This is a genomic window from Nesiotobacter zosterae, from assembly GCF_033843645.1.
In the GTDB taxonomy this organism is placed as follows: Bacteria; Pseudomonadota; Alphaproteobacteria; order Rhizobiales; family Stappiaceae; genus Pseudovibrio; species Pseudovibrio zosterae.
The window spans coordinates 222,564-238,377 of sequence record NZ_JAWXVZ010000004.1; the positions used below are offsets into that span (position 1 = coordinate 222,564).

8 protein-coding genes are annotated in these 15,814 nt (G+C 57.0%); 1 reads left to right on the plus strand and 7 read right to left on the minus strand.

Annotation, left to right across the window (positions count from 1 at the left end; all coding sequences use genetic code 11):
* Positions 1 to 152: 152 nt before the first annotated feature.
* The 4 genes from Q3Y58_RS07565 to Q3Y58_RS07580 all read right to left on the minus strand — a co-directional run bounded on the left by Q3Y58_RS07565 (position 153) and on the right by Q3Y58_RS07580 (position 10,111).
* Positions 153 to 1,493: an HlyD family type I secretion periplasmic adaptor subunit gene (locus Q3Y58_RS07565; RefSeq protein ID WP_319621773.1), complete on the minus strand. Its 1,341-nt coding sequence runs from the start codon at positions 1,491 to 1,493 to the stop codon at positions 153 to 155.
* Positions 1,490 to 3,526, minus strand: a complete 2,037-nt coding sequence (locus Q3Y58_RS07570) for a type I secretion system permease/ATPase (protein WP_319621774.1) — start codon at positions 3,524 to 3,526, stop codon at positions 1,490 to 1,492. Before Q3Y58_RS07570 ends, Q3Y58_RS07565 begins: the two co-directional genes overlap by 4 nt.
* A 36-nt stretch (positions 3,527 to 3,562) precedes the next feature.
* Entirely contained in the window at positions 3,563 to 5,494 is a 1,932-nt protein-coding gene (locus Q3Y58_RS07575; RefSeq protein WP_319621775.1) for a hypothetical protein, read from the minus strand.
* Between the two features lie 78 nt (positions 5,495 to 5,572).
* Positions 5,573 to 10,111, minus strand: a complete 4,539-nt coding sequence (locus tag Q3Y58_RS07580) for a beta strand repeat-containing protein (RefSeq protein WP_319621776.1) — start codon at positions 10,109 to 10,111, stop codon at positions 5,573 to 5,575.
* A 767-nt stretch (positions 10,112 to 10,878) separates the two neighbouring features.
* Here Q3Y58_RS07580 and Q3Y58_RS07585 point away from each other — a divergent pair.
* A complete protein-coding gene (locus Q3Y58_RS07585) occupies positions 10,879 to 11,430 on the plus strand; it encodes a hypothetical protein (protein ID WP_319621777.1) in 552 nt (183 codons plus the stop codon).
* 249 nt (positions 11,431 to 11,679) lie between these two features.
* On the opposite strand, the gene Q3Y58_RS07590 is transcribed toward Q3Y58_RS07585, so the two are convergent.
* The 3 genes from Q3Y58_RS07590 to Q3Y58_RS07600 all read right to left on the minus strand — a co-directional run bounded on the left by Q3Y58_RS07590 (position 11,680) and on the right by Q3Y58_RS07600 (position 15,743).
* The gene (locus Q3Y58_RS07590; protein WP_319621778.1) at positions 11,680 to 12,744 is read right to left on the minus strand and encodes a PLP-dependent cysteine synthase family protein; all 1,065 of its coding nucleotides are present in this window, start codon (positions 12,742 to 12,744) and stop codon (positions 11,680 to 11,682) included.
* 168 nt (positions 12,745 to 12,912) lie between these two features.
* A complete protein-coding gene (locus tag Q3Y58_RS07595; RefSeq protein WP_274219028.1) occupies positions 12,913 to 14,430 on the minus strand; it encodes a SpoVR family protein in 1,518 nt (505 codons plus the stop codon).
* Positions 14,430 to 15,743 carry a YeaH/YhbH family protein gene (locus Q3Y58_RS07600; RefSeq protein WP_274219027.1) on the minus strand — a complete coding sequence of 438 codons (1,314 nt, stop codon included), beginning with the start codon at positions 15,741 to 15,743 and terminating at the stop codon, positions 14,430 to 14,432. Before Q3Y58_RS07600 ends, Q3Y58_RS07595 begins: the two co-directional genes overlap by 1 nt.
* Positions 15,744 to 15,814 lie beyond the last annotated feature (71 nt).

A 15,814-nucleotide genomic window follows, 5' to 3' on the forward strand; every position in this document is an offset into this window, starting at 1 on the left:
AGCCTAAAGGTTCCAGTGACTGGAAGGTCAAGCAGTCTATTTCGCGTTTTTTAGAAGAGCCAGCTCAAAAGCAGAGCATGCTTTTTCAAAGCCTAATGGCCCCCCAAAGGATGCGCCCACTTTGCCGCAGTCTCCCAGATGAGGCTGCGGCACTAAGGCTCGCGGAACGCCCGCGCCATGCTGTCTTGCAAGGGCTCAAGCAGGTAATCAATGAAGGTGCGGTCCCGCGTGGTAATATAGACCTCCGCTGGCATGCCAGGCGTTGCCTGAAAGTCGATCACGTCGGCTATGGCTTGCGGGTCCAGCTTCACACGGGCCACATAAACATCCGAGGCCGTGAACGAGCGGCGTTCATCTGGCAAGGCATCAGCGGAAACATAAATCACCTGCGCTGGCAGCATGGGGGTCGTTCTCTGGTTCAGCGCATTCATCCGCACCATGGCCTTCTGGCCCTTGCGCACATTGTCGATATCCGCTGGGTGAATGTTGGCCTCAATCACCAGATCATCCTGCAACGGCAGAATTTCCATCAAGTCCTTGCCGCTTTCTACAACCCCGCCAGCTGTGTGATAGCGCATACGAATGACCGCCCCCCGCACCGGCGCTTTGATCTCGATGCGCTTCAACACGTCTTTTGCCGCAAAGATCTGCTCACGCACATCATCTAGGTCCGCATTGATGGCCTGCAGTTCATCAACTGCAAACTGCGAGGCCTCATGACGTGCTTTGGCGATCTGGGCGCGGGTGCGGGCAATGCGCTCCGTTGCATCTCCAATTTCCGCTGTAATGCGTCCAACCTCGCCGCGCAGGTTCGCCATGGCCCGCTCCAACCCCAGCACCTCCGACTTGCGGATCAAGCCGGACTTCAGCATTTCCCGTTTCGTCTCAAGCTCTTCTGCAAACAGCGCCATCTGCTCTTTCACGGCCACCCGCTGCGTCTTGCCGCCTGTCACTTTTTCTTCCAGCGCATCAATGCTCTGTTGCAGGATGTCAATTTCACTCTGCAACCTTTTGGAGCGCGCCTGAAAAGTCAGTGCCTGATTGAGCAGGATGGCGTGTATCCGCGGGTCATCGCGGTGCGCTTCCAACCCTTCTGGCCAAGAGATCTGCGTGATGCCGCGCCCCTCATGAACGAGGCGCGTCTGAACCGCCTCAAGACGCGCTTGCCGGATTTGCAAGCGGGCCAGGTTGGCCTGCGGGGCAGTGGGATCGAGGCGCAAGAGCACGTCGCCCTCTTCCACGATGTCCCCTTCCCGCACCAGTATCTCTTCGATGATCCCGCCTTCAAGGTGCTGAATGATCTTGTTTTGGCCCGTTGCAACAAAGCTGCCGGTTGCAACAACGGCCCCGGCCATGGGGGCTGTTGACGCCCAAACACCAAAGCCAACAAAGGTCACCAGTACGACCACGAGACTGGCCAGAATTGGAAATGTGGTACTGCGCGGCACATCTTCGTACCAACTGCTATCGAGAATGAGGCTGCGCGTGGTCATGATGTCGGCTCCAGCTGGGTCCGGGGCGTTGCGGCGGTCTGATCAAGGGTCGGGGTCGCATTGGCCACTGGCGCCGGGCGCCGGCCTGTTACCAGCGGCAACACGTCATCGCGCACCCCGAAGGCCTGCACGGTTCCGTCTTTCAACATCAGGATCTTGTCGGCACAGCGCAGCAGCTGGGGCCGCTGGGTGATCGCCACCACCGTAATGCCTTCCGCCTTGGCGCGCCCCATGGCCTCGCTGAGCGCCTGCTCTCCCGTGGCATCCAGATTGGAGTTCGGCTCATCCAACACCACCAGCCGCGGCTTGCCGAAGAAGGCGCGGGCAAGACCAATGCGCTGCTTTTGCCCCCCGGAGAGGGGCGAGCCATCCATCGCCACTTCTGTCTCATAGCCCTGCGGAAAATGTGAGACCATCTCGTGAATATTGGCCATTTGCGCAGCGTGGAACACCTCGGCGTCCGAAGCGCTTTCTCTCATGCGCGCGATGTTGGCCTTGATGGAACCGGGAAACAGCTGCACATCCTGCGGCAGATAGCCGACATTTTCGCCAAGCTGACGCGGATCCCAGTTGCGCAGGTCCATGTTGTCAAGACGCACGTTTCCAGCAGTGGGCGCAATGGACCCCACCAGCATCTTGCCCAGTGTAGACTTCCCGGAGCCTGAGGCCCCCACAATCGCCAAGGCTTCACCCGGTGTCAGGTCAAACGACACCCCATTCAGAATGACGCGCTTGTTTGGCGGCGGCACATAAAGAACCCGCTCCACCGCCAGCGCGCCTTTTGGTTCCGGCAAGCGCAGGCGGCGCACATTGAGTTGGGAGGTTTGCAGCAAAGTTCGGATGCGCCCGAATGCGGCACGCGCGGCGATGAAGCTCTTCCAGCCTTCGATGGTGCCTTCCACCGGAGCCAAAGCCCGCCCGCCAATGATGGAGGCGGCAATAATCATGCCGCCAGTGATCTCGTTGTTCAGCGCCAGCCACGCCCCCCATCCCAGCATGGTGATCTGGGTGCACAAGCGGATGAACTTGGAGATCCCCGCCATCACCACATTTCGGTCTTGCCCAACCACTTGAGACTTCAGCGAGTTCGCCGTTTCGCGCCCCCACAGTCTCACACTCTCCGGTATCATGCCCATGGCATTGATGACCTGCGCATTCCGCGCCATGGCATCGGCTTGCAAATTGGCGCGGGCGCTGAACGCCCCGGCCTGACTGAACGGTATTGCCGTCAGTCGCTGGTTGATCCGCGCCACGATCAGCAAGATCACAATTGTGCCAGTAACGATCAGCCCCAGATGCGGATGCACCAGAAAAACTGCCAGCAGGTAGATTGGCGCAACTGGCGCATCCAGCATGGTCAAGAGCACAGAGCCCGTCAGGAAGCTGCGCAACTGCTGCAAGTCCCCAAGCGCCTGAAATTCCCGGCTTGATCCGTTGTGGGAGGCTTTGGCTGCGGCGCTCAGCACGGGTGCGCCGAGCCGCGTCTCCAGGTCCACGGCAACGCGCATCAACATGTATCGCCGAAACATATCAAGCAGCACATGGGCAAGGATCAGCCCTACCACGATGACAGTCAGCATCACCAACGTATCCACGCTGCGACTGGTCAGCACCCGGTCTGAAATCTGGAAGAGGTAGATCGGCAGTGCCAGCACGAGAATACTGGATGCAAACGAGAAAAGACCCACAACAAGGAGGTGCATTTTTGCCCGAACCAGAACGGAATGCAGCACCTGCCGAAAATCAAGGTCGGTCTCCTCCTGCTTTTTCTTCGGGTTCAAAGGCGGCTTTGCATAGGGACGCAGGAGAGGCCCGTGCAAGCCCGCAAGCAACCGCCCCTTCCCTTGCCCCTTCGAAGCCACCGCCCCCGCAGCAGAAAGCCCGCCGAACACAGGTGCAATGGCATTCTTCACGCGCCGCAGGCCCAAACGCACCTGCACTTTCCTCAATCGCCAAAACCTGCCTTTGGTTTCCGCGCGATCACGCGCCGTGCCCCACGCTGCAAAAGTCACATCAACATTGCTCAGTGTCATAAAGACCTACTTCTGGATTAAATGCCTTGTAAAAATCTAGGTAAGGAGATCAGAAAACAGATCTCCCGCGTTGAGTGAGGCAAATGCATAGCCCCCCTCGTCCGTCGGCCCGCTGTTCTCCCCTCCTGTGAAAGCAATAACTTCATTCACAAGGTCTCCTGCCGACTTGAGCTGAGAAGGAGCGGAGGCGCTGTCCTCCACCGAGATGTTGACCTGAATGAGCAGGTCTTCCTCGGAGTAGGCGCCGCCCAGATACTGAAACCCGGACTGGCTGTCGTAATCGATGATTTCCGCCTTGTTACGCGCAAGGTTTGCGCTGCCGCTGCCGTAGTTTGGTGTATCAAACTCCCCAGTCGCAGCGCCCTCACCGATGATACGGCCCGTGTCCATATCGGAAAGGACATTCACCTGCTCGATGACATTCAGGTGATAGCTGTTTCCAGTGACGAACAGCACCTTGAAATCAGTGGAGCCGATCTGAGGAAAGCCGAACTCGAAGCCGGCAGGCTTGTAGGTCAAAGAACTTTCGTGTTGTGCTATCCCGCTAAAAAACGCCGATGCCTCGGAGTCCATCGGTTTGAACAGCGAGCCGCCGCCAATCGTCTTTATCTTGGCATCGTTGATAAGGCGGTTGCCTTGCCCCGCATCGGTCAAGCCAGAAGCTTCCCAGGACACCCGGTCGGCATCCAGCAGCACATTGCGCTGCGAGATGTAGTTGAGATCAAAATAATCGCCTGCGGTAATGATCATGTCGTAGGCGGACACATCCTTGATCACCTGGGCCGCATTGACCTGCGTGTTATCGCCAAGCGACACGTAGCTGCCGCCCGAGTTCAGCTCGTACTGGATGTGATCATTGTCAGAGAGAAAATTGTACTGCTGCACAACGCTGACGTTGTAGAGGTTCCCCACCGCCACATCCACATCGAACGAATAAAGCGCTGATGCTCCAGATACATAGGAAGAAATCAACGTCTCCCCCGAGCTGCTGATCTCGCTGGCGTTGAACAGGGTGGGTTCACCGGTGCTGGCCGCCTGCTGTGTTGTTTGTCCAGCCCCCACATAGACGTTGCTTTGAACAATGGCGTTGGTGGCGTAGTAATCCCCCATGACCACCACCGATGTTTTTGCCTCAATCAAATCGGCAATCACGGCAACATTGGTTGCTTCGTTGTCGCCCAAGGCGACACTGTGTTCCGGCGCTTCGGGCTCTTTTTGGCTGACGGGGGCTGTTTCTGCCTCCCCGTCTTTTTGTGCCTCAAATTCTGTTGGGTCATAGGTGCCGGTGTTCTCACCGATCTTCACGGTGACGTCTTTGAACCCGTTTTCAGCACGGGTGACCTGCCCTTGCGCGGCCTCTTTTGCTAGCTCAGGTTCGGGTTGTGCCAGCTCAGCGAGCAGTCCGGGCACCACCGCCGCCTCGGAGGCTTCTACTGCGCTCTGAAGCACTGCCTCTGCAGATGGAAGCTCGCTTGCTGGAGCCCAGACCACATGGTCCTGAACCAGAACATCGTCATCCTGCAGCGCGTTTTCCTGCTCAATACCAACATACGTACCCGGTGCGCTGAAGAAATCATAGTTCAGCTCTACATCCAGCTCCCAGTCAGTAACCGGCGCGGGACCATCAACGGGTCGAGATGGCACGGCTTGAGCCGGAGCATCAACGGGTGATTGGCCCTCTGGCCCCAGAACAATGCCGTTCAGAGCGGGAATGAAATCCAAGGAAAGATCCGGCACTGCGATCGGCACACCCAGAGGGTCCGCGCCAACCGGTGAGGCATTGGTGGAGGGCAGCTCTTCCGGTTCTTCCGTGCGCCATGGCTTTACGTCCACCATTTGCTCAACGAGAACGTCTTCAAAGCCGGATATGGCGTGGTCGTAGCGGATGGATGTTGTTGCAAGGTCTTCCCTCAGCTTGAGATACCCGAGGAAGTGCCATGTAATTTCGTTGATGGATTGCGACAGCATCTGGGTTGCCTTGACTGTTGGTCTTCAAAGAAGACCTGCGCGGATAGTCTCCGCGCAGGCTTTGGTTCAAGGGGCAGATCAAGATGCCATGTCGTCTTCGCCAATGACGTTGACCGTGGAGGAACCGCCCACCACAGACACCTCGATGGAGTTGGCCTGAACATTGGCCCCCATGACGATTGTCTGATTGAAGGCAGAGGCCACACCCATGGCATCGGCCGTGGCGGAGGTTGCAGCGGCGATGGACATGTCGTCACCGGCAGAGAAGTCGAACAGATCTTCTGCATCCAGAATGCCGTCACCGGCCATCGCAACACCGCCATCAACAGAGACCATCTGGTCCATGTCCGTGCTGTTTGCCGAGATGACGCTTGGGTTCTCGATGTAGTCCTGATCGGCCAGGCTGTTGGTCTGCTCAGCTGTGAAGACGGTGTCAGTGCCGTCTTTGTAGCTGTTCAAACCCGGAAGCTGTCCGCCGGACGGGGTCACGGACAGATCCAGACTATCGTCGTCGCCCACAAACAACGCCGTGTCGTTGCCGCCAACAAAGTCAACGCTGGCCGCGTTGGCTTGAGTGTTGCCGCCGGAAAGCAGGGTCTGGTTGAAAGCAGAGACTTGAGCCGACGCATCCGCTGAGGCCAGAGCCTTTGCGGAGACACTGTAATCGTCGCCCACGGTGCCGCCCGCGTTGAACTGGCTGGCGCCATCGTCATGGATGCCGTGCTGCGCAGTGGCTTCGCCGCCATTGGCCGTGACTTTTTGAGCCACGTCGCTGCCGCTGGCGTTGGTCACCACCGCATCGACGATCTCATCACCATCATCGGCACCATTGGCCTGATCCAAGGTAATTAGCGTGTCCGCATTGCCTGCCATGAAGCCAGAGGCCAGCGCCGCTGCCCCACCGGTTGCATCTTCACCGATGCTCACGGAGTTTGCGTTGGAGGCCGTCACTTCAACAGCTGCATTGTTGATCTGAACGTTTGAGCCCGACCGGATCAGCTGATTGAAAGCTGAGGCCTGAGCAACGGCATCTGCACTTGCACTGGTTGACCCAGAGACAGAGGCGTCATCGCCCGTCGCATTCGGCCCACCCATGGACAACATCTGGCTGGAACCATCGCCAACGAGACCGGACCCAGCGCTGGCGCTGCCGCCTTCACTGGCAACGTTCTGGACCAGACTACCGTCATTGGTGACCCTTGCGCTTTCGACGTAGTCATAGTCGCTGTCCAGCAGGTTGGCCTGCTCGACTTCAACGGTGGTCTCCGCAGACAGCGCCACTCTCGGGCCAACAATCGGGCCAGCGACGGAAGAAGGCAGGCTGCCATCACTGTCCTCGCCCGTGGAAAGCGAAACTGCGTCGCCGCCCACGACACTGGTCGCTGCCGTGTTCTGCTGGCCATTGCTTGCCACATTGATGGACTGCCCGAAAGCCGCCGAGCCACCGCTGGCATCCGCTGACGCATCAGAGGCCCCTGCGATGGTGGAGTCATCGCCCACAGTATCGCCGCCAAGACGAGCCCCATCTGGTGCCGTGTAGTACTGGTCGATGCCGTCTCCGCTGGAAGCGGCGCCGCCGGTGCTGTCCACGTCCTGATAAACGGCACCGTCATTGGTAACCGTTGCCCAAGTCACCTCATCCGTGTCGGATTCAAGCAGGTTCTGTTGGGTAAGCGTTACTTCAGCATCCGAGTCAGCACCAATGAAACGCGGGGCCTGCGCCCATGTATCCTGAGAGGCACTGTTCTCCCCAGCAGTTGCCGCGCTGTCGTCACCGCCAACGATGTCAACTGAGGCCTGGTTCAACTGAACATTTGAGCCAGTGCTGATGGACTGGTTGAAGGCCGACGCAACTGCAGTTGCATCCGCGCTTGCCGAGGCACTGCCGGAGATCGCGCTGTCGCCGTTGACATCCTGTGCCCCCAAGCTGCCGCCATTGATCTGGCTGATGCCATCTTCACTTGTGGCCGAACCGCCCACAGAAGAGATGGTTTGGGACAAGGTGCCAGCATTCACAACCTGAGCATCGTTGATGTCGTCATTGTCCGTGCTGTCATTCATCTGCTCAATGCTGACAACCGGATCGATCTTTGGCGTGATGCCGCGCAAGGTTGGCATGTCAACACTCGCACCATCATTGCCTGCGGAGGCTGACACGCTATTGCCACCGGTGATAGTAGCGTCTGCCTGGTTGGCTTGTGTGTTGCCACCGGTTGCGATGACCTGATTGAACGCACTGGCCGCCGCAGATGCATCAGCACTTGCGGAGGTTTTACCGACAATGCTGGCATCATCCATCACCTCAGCGTCGCCGCCGATCTGGCTGCTTGCCTCAACCTGCTGAATGCCATTTCCGGCAGTTGCAGTGCCACCAGTGGAAGCAACGCTCTGTTCAACGATGCCGCCTTCCTGATTTTCAACCAGAGGCGACGCGATGAAATCATCGTCCTCGGCAATGTTGAGCTGCCCGATGTTCTGCTCGGCCTCAATTACGGTCAGACCATCTGGAGCACCGCCATTCACTGCACCCACGGATGCACCGCTTTCCCCTGCTTCAGCAGAAATCACATGCCCGCCAACGGTGGACGCGGAAGCCTCGTTGATCTGCCGATTGCCGCCTGTCGCCAAAGCCTGATTGAACGCCGTCGCCGTTCCGGATGCATCCGCACCCGCTTCTGAGCTTCCAACGATGGAGGCATCATCGCCAACGCTGCTGAAGTCGCCGATGGTGCCGGCTGATTGCGACACGCCATCCAGCGCTGTAGATGTTCCACCCGTGACCGTCACTGTCTGCTCAAGGTTGGTCACCGGCTCGTCGGTGGTGCCGTCGAACGGATTGTTTACAACCGTCGCATCCGTGATCTCATCTTCGTCTGCCAGGTAGTTTGCGCTTTCAATGGCCTGATCGGCCCCCACCGCAAATGAGTCCGAAGACCATGCCACATCGCCAACCTGCGCCGCATTCTCGCCTGCGGTTGCCTTGGCGGTGCTGCCGCCAACCATTTTAACGGCGGCGTCATTCAGCTGAAGATTGCCGCCAGTTGTGAGCGCCTGCGTGAATGCAGAAGCCCCGCCGATTGCATCTGCGGACGCGGATGTGTGGCCGCTGATGCTGGTGTCGCCTTCTGTTGTGCCATTGCCTACACCAGATCCGGAGGCAATGCCATTTCCAGCGTTGGCAATGCCGCCATTCACGGTCACACCTTGCGTGACAATGCCTTCACTCGGGATGCCGCCATCAAGGTTGTCACCATCATTGAGAACCGTCGCAGATGAGATCTCATCTGAGTCTTCCGCCATGTTTTCTTGGGCAATGCCCGCGGCCTGGGTGGAGCCAACAAATGGGGCCATCAACGCACCGCTGTCAGCAGCAATGGTGGCGCCATTTTCTTCCGCACTTGCGGCAGCGCGGCTTCCGGCAACCGAAGAAATCGCCGCAGAGTTCGCCTGCTGGTTTGCGCCACTGTCAATGTCCTGCGTGTAGGACATGGCAACGCCTTGGGCATCTGCAGAAGCCGATGCGGAGCCACCGATGCTGGCGTCGCCACCTACACCAGACGCCCCCACAAGGCCGCCAACATCAACCCCATCACCGGCAGAGGCGGTGCCACCATCAACGTCAACCGATTGGGTGAGCTGACTTGCGTTGGTCACGCTGGGTGTTTCCACCAGGTCTGCATCGTCGTTCAGCTCATTCAGCTGCTCAACGGCTGAGAACGAGGTTGCGAAAACATTTTCAGCGCTGCTGATGGAAGAAAGCTGCGCCGCCCCGTCAGTTCCCGCGCCTGCGCCGCCGCCTTGAGCAACGTTCACATCTGCGCCCGTGACGGAAAGATCAGCCGCGTTGATCTGGGTGTTTTCCCCGGTCGCAAGCGCCTGATTGGCTGATGTGGCAACGCCTTGTGCGTCCGCGCTGGCATCGGCGCTGCCTTCTATGGACAGATCGTCGCCAACACTGCCCGCTGCGCCAACTGCACCCCCGCCAACGCTGTTGATGCCATCACCTGCGGTGGCAACACCGCCGTCAACGGTCACCGTTTGAGTGGGATTGCGCGACACATTGCTTTCGCTCAGCACCGTCGCGTTAAGAATCTCATCCGCATCATCTGCGGTGTTTGCCTGCTCCAGGCTCACCGCACTCAGCGTTTCCAGCTGAGAATCTGACGCCTGACCGCTGTTGAAGGACGCGCCCTCACCGCCAGACGCAGATACATCGTAGTCACCGCCCGTGACCGCAGCCGAAAAGGCGTTCTGCTGAACGTTGTTGCCCATCTCGATGCTTTGGACAAACATGTCCGCCCGGCCCGCAGCATCTGCGGAGGCTCCGGCCTCACCCGAGATCGAAAGATCATCGCCGACGTCTCCGGCGTCATTTACGTCGGTAATCCCGTTTCCAGCTGCTGCCGAGCCGCCATTCACGCTGACGGTTTGCCATGGGTCTGCCGCGTTGGACAGCTCAGGGGCTTCAACCAGATCGAAATCGGAAAGCTCGTTGGTCTGATACGCGGCCAATCCGGCATCATTGCCCGGATTATCGGTAGGAATGGGCGTTTGCCCATCAACGTCGTTGATGGCGTCTTCAATCACGTTTTTCAGGTCATCAATATCAACTGACATGCCTTGGCTCCAATAGAGCGGTCTGGCGGGCGTTTCGAAGCGACGATCTTCTACGTCATCGGGTCGAACGGTCCAGCACCGCGTGTTTCCTGCAGCGTTTGTGCAGTCGCCCTTTTTCGGGAACAGACCAGAGACAGCCCAAGCGCCGTTCAGGCAAAGCAACAGCCTTCCTGAAACCGATGGTTTTCAGGTCAGCGACGCTTTACTGTCTCGATCCCTTGATCCTGTTGTTGTCCTGCCCCCACATCTTCTAATCGTAAAGATGACCTCGGCTAAAAGGACAAGAGAACGCCAAGGCGGGCACACTAAACAAAACGAACACCCGGTGCGGCAAACAGTGTAAAATCACCCGTTATTTTTTAACCTTGTGTTTTTACTGGATGAACTGCGCAGAATAGGCCTGTTTTGACCATGGATATCGAACAATCTATATATTCAATTTGAATATTTACATCATTTCTCGCAGTGCTCGTTGCGCAAAACATCCATTGCAAAATTGAAACATACATGACTACTCCAGAAAGCTGCTGTTATCTGGAGGCTAATCGTTGTTATGTGCCAATCGCATGTAAAATCAGCTTTACTGGTAAATTTTCACTCGATATCTACTAGGTTGACTGGGAAATAAAGCATTACAAGCACACATCAACATTGGTTCACCGCCCATTACTTAGGTGATTTGCAATGCACCTCACCCAAAAGACATGGAGGCAAGTTCTGCAAAATGCCCTAGACTCATAAAATGAGTGAGTGGGAGGATGCCAAAAATGCCCGAGGACGAGCCACTTCAGCCCGATTTTGACGCCCTGCAGCGCATAGCCCAAGAAAAGGCTGGAGAGCGAAACCTCATTTTCGCGCTTATTGGCAACATGAGTTATTGCTGGTCAAACAACGAAAGCATGTTCATTTACATGCTGCAGTATCTCATGCGCACCGATGAAATCACCGCGACCATCGTTTTCGGCACCTTGAACACGACCCGCGCCCGCTTGGATCTGGTTGAACGGCTGGCAGAGGCCAAGCTGACTGATCCGGAGGTGACGCGGCAGCTGCGCCGCATCATTCGGTTGTTTAATGAAAGCACCCGCCTGCGTAACGAGTTCAACCACTCGGTGTTCAAGACAGATGCTGAAGGGGCCATTACGCACACGCACTCCATGCGCATTCAGCGCAAGAACGGTCAGTTGCACTTGGGAGAGGTTAAACCTGTTGATCAACCAAGGATTGCATCCATGGGAGCCTCAATCAAGAAAATGGTCAAATTGAACAGAGAAATCTGGGCGTTCCTGCCAACGCTGAAGGCAGCTATGCAAGCTTGATGCACACCTATTACGTGTAGCCCATGATAAATCATGGGTTGCGTGGGCAGGGCATCATCGTGCTTACATATAGAGCCCTCAACACCTTGATTTATATAGATAGGCCATTGCGGGAGGTTGTCTTGATCAAGGCCCGCCTGGACGGGCAAAAGACGATCGCAGCAGCGTCGCATCCTTCAGGGTCCATGTGTAACACGTCTCTCCGACGTCCCTGAGATGCGGCGCTCTGCACTTTCAACTTGTCGCGCGTTAAAGGGCTTCCCAGCGTCCAGTCCCAAGGAAGGTCAGAACCTGCTCCTCATAGGGGCGGATGTGAATGTGGTGCTCTTCCAGCCAGGCATCGTTGTAATAGGTATTGGCGTAGCGCTCCCCGCCATCGCACATGAGCGAGACAATCGAGCCCTCGTCCCCACGGGCCAGCATTTCCGCCGCCAATTGACAAACGCCGTAGAAGTTTGTGCCAGTTGACCCGCCGGGGCGCCGCCCAAGTGTTTTTTCAAGCGCACGCATGGCCCCGATGGAAGCCGCGTCCGGGACTTGCCGCATTTCGTCAATCACCGTTGGCACAAAGGATTTTTCGCAGCGCGGACGGCCAATGCCCTCAATGCGAGAGCCGCAGGTCAGCGTCAGGTCATTTCGTTCCTTTGCGTAGCAGTCATAAAACACAGAGTTTTCAGGATCCACCACCAACAGTTTGGTGTCTTCACAGCGATAGCGAATGTAGCGGCCAATGGTGGCCGAGGTGCCGCCTGTGCCGGGGCACATCACCACCCATTTTGGCACCGGGAAACGCTCGCTGGACATCTGCTCAAAAATGCTCTCGGCAATATTGTTGCTGCCGCGCCAGTCGGTTGCCCGCTCCGCATAAGTGAACTGATCAACAAAATGCCCACCGGTGTCATCGGCGAGCTGCTGAGAGACCGCCCCAATGGTGGTCGGGTCTTCCACCAAATGGCAGGTCCCTCCGTAAAACTCGATGGCTGCAATCTTTTGTTGAGAGGTCGTGGCGGGCATCACCGCGATAAACTCTAAGCCCAGCAGTTTGGCGAAATAGGCCTCGGACACGGCTGTGGAGCCGGAAGAAGCCTCAATGACAGGCTTGCCTTCACGGATCCAGCCGTTACAAATCGCGTGAAGAAACAAGGACCGCGCCAAACGGTGCTTCAGGCTGCCGGTTGGGTGCGTCGACTCATCTTTCAGATAGAGATCAACGCGTGTCAGGGCCGGAGCATCGACCCGAAAGAGATGCGTATCCGCGGAGCGATTGTAATCCGCTTGAATGAGTTGAACAGCTTGCTTGCGCCAGGACGTCATTTTGGAAGGCTCTGTATGCAGGGCGGCAGACCGTTGGCTCCGCTCTTGTGGTTGTCATGAGGCAACTATAAGAGACCAAACCACCCGGGCGCCAGCCAGAACCTGCATATGGTTAGGGAGAACTCACTTCCATTCTCCCCTCCCCTCGCTTCTCGACATACCTTGAGATCAATGGCGCGGCGGCGGCGCGTCCACTTCTTCCAAGAGCACACCATACCCCCACAATGTGCGCAGCAACGCCAGCACCTTGTCCCGTTCCTTCTGATCCAGAGAAACACCGTTGCGCTTGTAGTGGCGAAGCTTCAACTGCCGGTCACCCAAAAGGTCAACATCAACAATCTGAATGTCCGGATCGATGACCGCCACATCGTAGTTTTGCGCCAGCTTTTCGCGCACTTCCCCATAGCCCCGCTCATTATGGATCGACGAGACTGTCACATGGGAATCCTTGGCATAATCAGAAATGGCAAACATGCGGAAGTCGCGGATCACCTTGGGGCTCAGATACTGCTGAATGAAAGACTCATCGCGGTAGTTGGCCCAAGCATCCTTGATGGCCCCCTTCCAGTCTTTCTTACCGGCAATCTCCGGCAACCATGCCCGGTCCTCCTCCGTCGGATCAAGGCAAATCCGCTTGATGTCCTCCATCATGGCGTACCCCAAAGCGTAGGGGTTGAACCCGGAATACCTTGGATCATCAAAGCTGGGCTGGAACAGCACGTTGGAGTGATTGTGCAAAATCTCCAACATGGCACCATCTGAGAGCAACCCGCGCTGTTGCAAGGTGTTGACGATGTGATAGTGCACGAAACAGGCGCAGCCCTCGTTCATCACTTTGGTCTGGCGCTGCGGGTAAAAGTATTGGGCAATGTTGCGGACGATACGCAGGATCTCTCGCTGCCAGATTTGCAGGATCGGGCTGTACTGCTCCAGAAAATAGAGGATATTCTCTTCCGGCAAACGCAAGGTGTGTTTGCGTTCTTCCGCTTCCTTTTGCGCCTCGGACTTTTGGCCCTCAGGTCCCGAATAAACGGTTTGCCAAAGGTAGTTCACGGTGCGCTCTTCGTAATCCCGGCGCTCCTTTTCCTTCTCTTGCTCGGCCTTCAGGGAAAGTTTCTGCGGCCGGCGATAGCGGAAGACGCCATTGTTCATCAACGCATGGGCCGCATCCAGAATGCGCTCCACCTCGTGAACGCCGTGGCGTTCTTCGCACTTGGCAATGTACCCCTTGGCAAAGTTCAGATAATCAAGAATGCCTTCAGCATCGGTCCATTGCCGGAACAGGTGATTGTTCTTGAAGAAATGATTGTGACCAAACGCAGCATGGGCCATGACCAGCGTTTGCTGGGCCATGGTGTTCTCTTCCATGTTGTAGCTGATGCAGGGGTCGGAGTTGATCACGATTTCATAGGCCAACCCGCGCAGGCCCTTTCGGTAACTCACCTCGTCGTTAACGAAGTGTTTACCAAACGACCAGTGCTGATACATCAGCGGCATGCCGATGGAAGAATACGCATCCAACATCTGCTCGGAGGAGATGATCTCCACCTGGTTGGCGTAAACATTCAGCTCAAGGTCCTTTACCGCCACTTCCTCGATGGCGTCATAGGTGCGTTGCAACACCTCGAAGTTCCAATCCGCCGTAGTGAAGAGCGGCTCGGCCTTGGTGGTCTTCACTGCTGTCATCAGGCCGCTCCACTCATTTTCTTGGCAAACAACTGACGGAACACCGGATAAATATCCGAGGGGCTGGCGATCCGCTTCATGGCGAAGTTCGCCCAATCTTCCTTCACGCGTCGATACCCGCGCCAAAGTTCCATGCCGTTCTCTTCGCCCTGGAACAACTTTAGCTCGGCCTCATCCAAAATTTCGATGTAAGCGAAATACTGACACCGCTTCATCACTTCTGCGTTCAACAGCTCCACACAGGTGTCCGTGTCGCCGGCAAAGTTCTCACCGTCCGACGCCTGCGCGGCATAAATGTTCCATTCCGACGGTGGGTAGCGCGCGTCAATGACCTCCAGCATTTCCTTTAAGGCCGTGCTGACCACGGTACCGCCGGTTTCGCGGGAATAGAAGAATGCTTCCTCATCCACCTCCTGCGCATTATGGGTGTGGCGAATGAAGACCACGTCGATCTTGTTGTAGCGCCGCTTCAAGAACAGATGCAGAAGCACGAAGAACCGCTTTGCCAGATCCTTTTCCCGCTCCCCCATGGAAGCAGAGGTGTCCATGAGGCAGAACATGACCGCGTTGGCATTGGGCTGTGGTTGCTGCTGAAAATAATTGTACCGCACATCAAGTGGATCGATATAGGCGATCACCTTTTGCCGCCGCAATGTCTCCTCCAGCTCCTTGTGCAGCCGGATCAAATCCTTTTTCTGCTTGGAAGTTGGCGTGGAGACCGCTTCCAGCTTGAAAATCTGTTCCTGCAGCTCCCGGACTTCCTTCTGGTTCGGGCGGCGCAAGGCCAGCCGTCGCCCAAGGGAGTTGCGCATGGTACGGCCAACATTAATGTTCGTTGGAGACCCGGAAACCGAATAACCGGCCCGGCGCGGTTTGAAGGTCTGAACCTCTTTCAAACTGTGTTTGATTAGGTCAGGCAGCTCAAGATCTTCAAAGAAGATGTCCAGAAACTCTTCGCGAGACAGGGCGAATACAAAATCGTCCTCCCCTTCCCCGCTGTCACTGCCTTCCTTGCCGCTGCCACCGCCCCCTTGTTCCGGCTTGGCAATCCGGTCACCAGAGCGGTATTCCTTGTTTCCGTTGAAGACGTAGTCCCGGTGGCCTGCGTCCCTGGCCCGACGAAACACCGGTTCGGTGATGCCCTCGGCAGGTACAGAAATGCGTTCGCCCTGATCCACATCCGAGATGCCGCGTTCACGCACTGAGGCGTCGACCGCTTTCTTGATGTGTTTGCGAACTCGCCGTAAAAACCGTCGCCGATTACCCAGGCTCTTGTCCTTCGGGTTCAGGCGCCGGTCGATAAAATTGGCCATTAGCTACCTTCTGCTGCTCTGACTCCGACCCTGCGCTGCATCGCGCCCATGCGGCTCGGGCCATGCTTCGT

Coding starts and splice junctions, on each gene's coding strand:
- Q3Y58_RS07590 (WP_319621778.1), bottom strand. CDS start 12,744: ATGACGTCCTGGCGCAAGCAAGCTGTTCAACTCATTCAAGCGGATTAC.
- Q3Y58_RS07600 (WP_274219027.1), bottom strand. CDS start 15,743: ATGGCCAATTTTATCGACCGGCGCCTGAACCCGAAGGACAAGAGCCTG.
- Q3Y58_RS07565 (WP_319621773.1), bottom strand. CDS start 1,493: ATGACCACGCGCAGCCTCATTCTCGATAGCAGTTGGTACGAAGATGTG.
- Q3Y58_RS07570 (WP_319621774.1), bottom strand. CDS start 3,526: ATGACACTGAGCAATGTTGATGTGACTTTTGCAGCGTGGGGCACGGCG.
- Q3Y58_RS07595 (WP_274219028.1), bottom strand. CDS start 14,430: ATGACAGCAGTGAAGACCACCAAGGCCGAGCCGCTCTTCACTACGGCG.
- Q3Y58_RS07575 (WP_319621775.1), bottom strand. CDS start 5,494: ATGCTGTCGCAATCCATCAACGAAATTACATGGCACTTCCTCGGGTAT.
- Q3Y58_RS07580 (WP_319621776.1), bottom strand. CDS start 10,111: ATGTCAGTTGATATTGATGACCTGAAAAACGTGATTGAAGACGCCATC.
- Q3Y58_RS07585 (WP_319621777.1), top strand. CDS start 10,879: ATGCCCGAGGACGAGCCACTTCAGCCCGATTTTGACGCCCTGCAGCGC.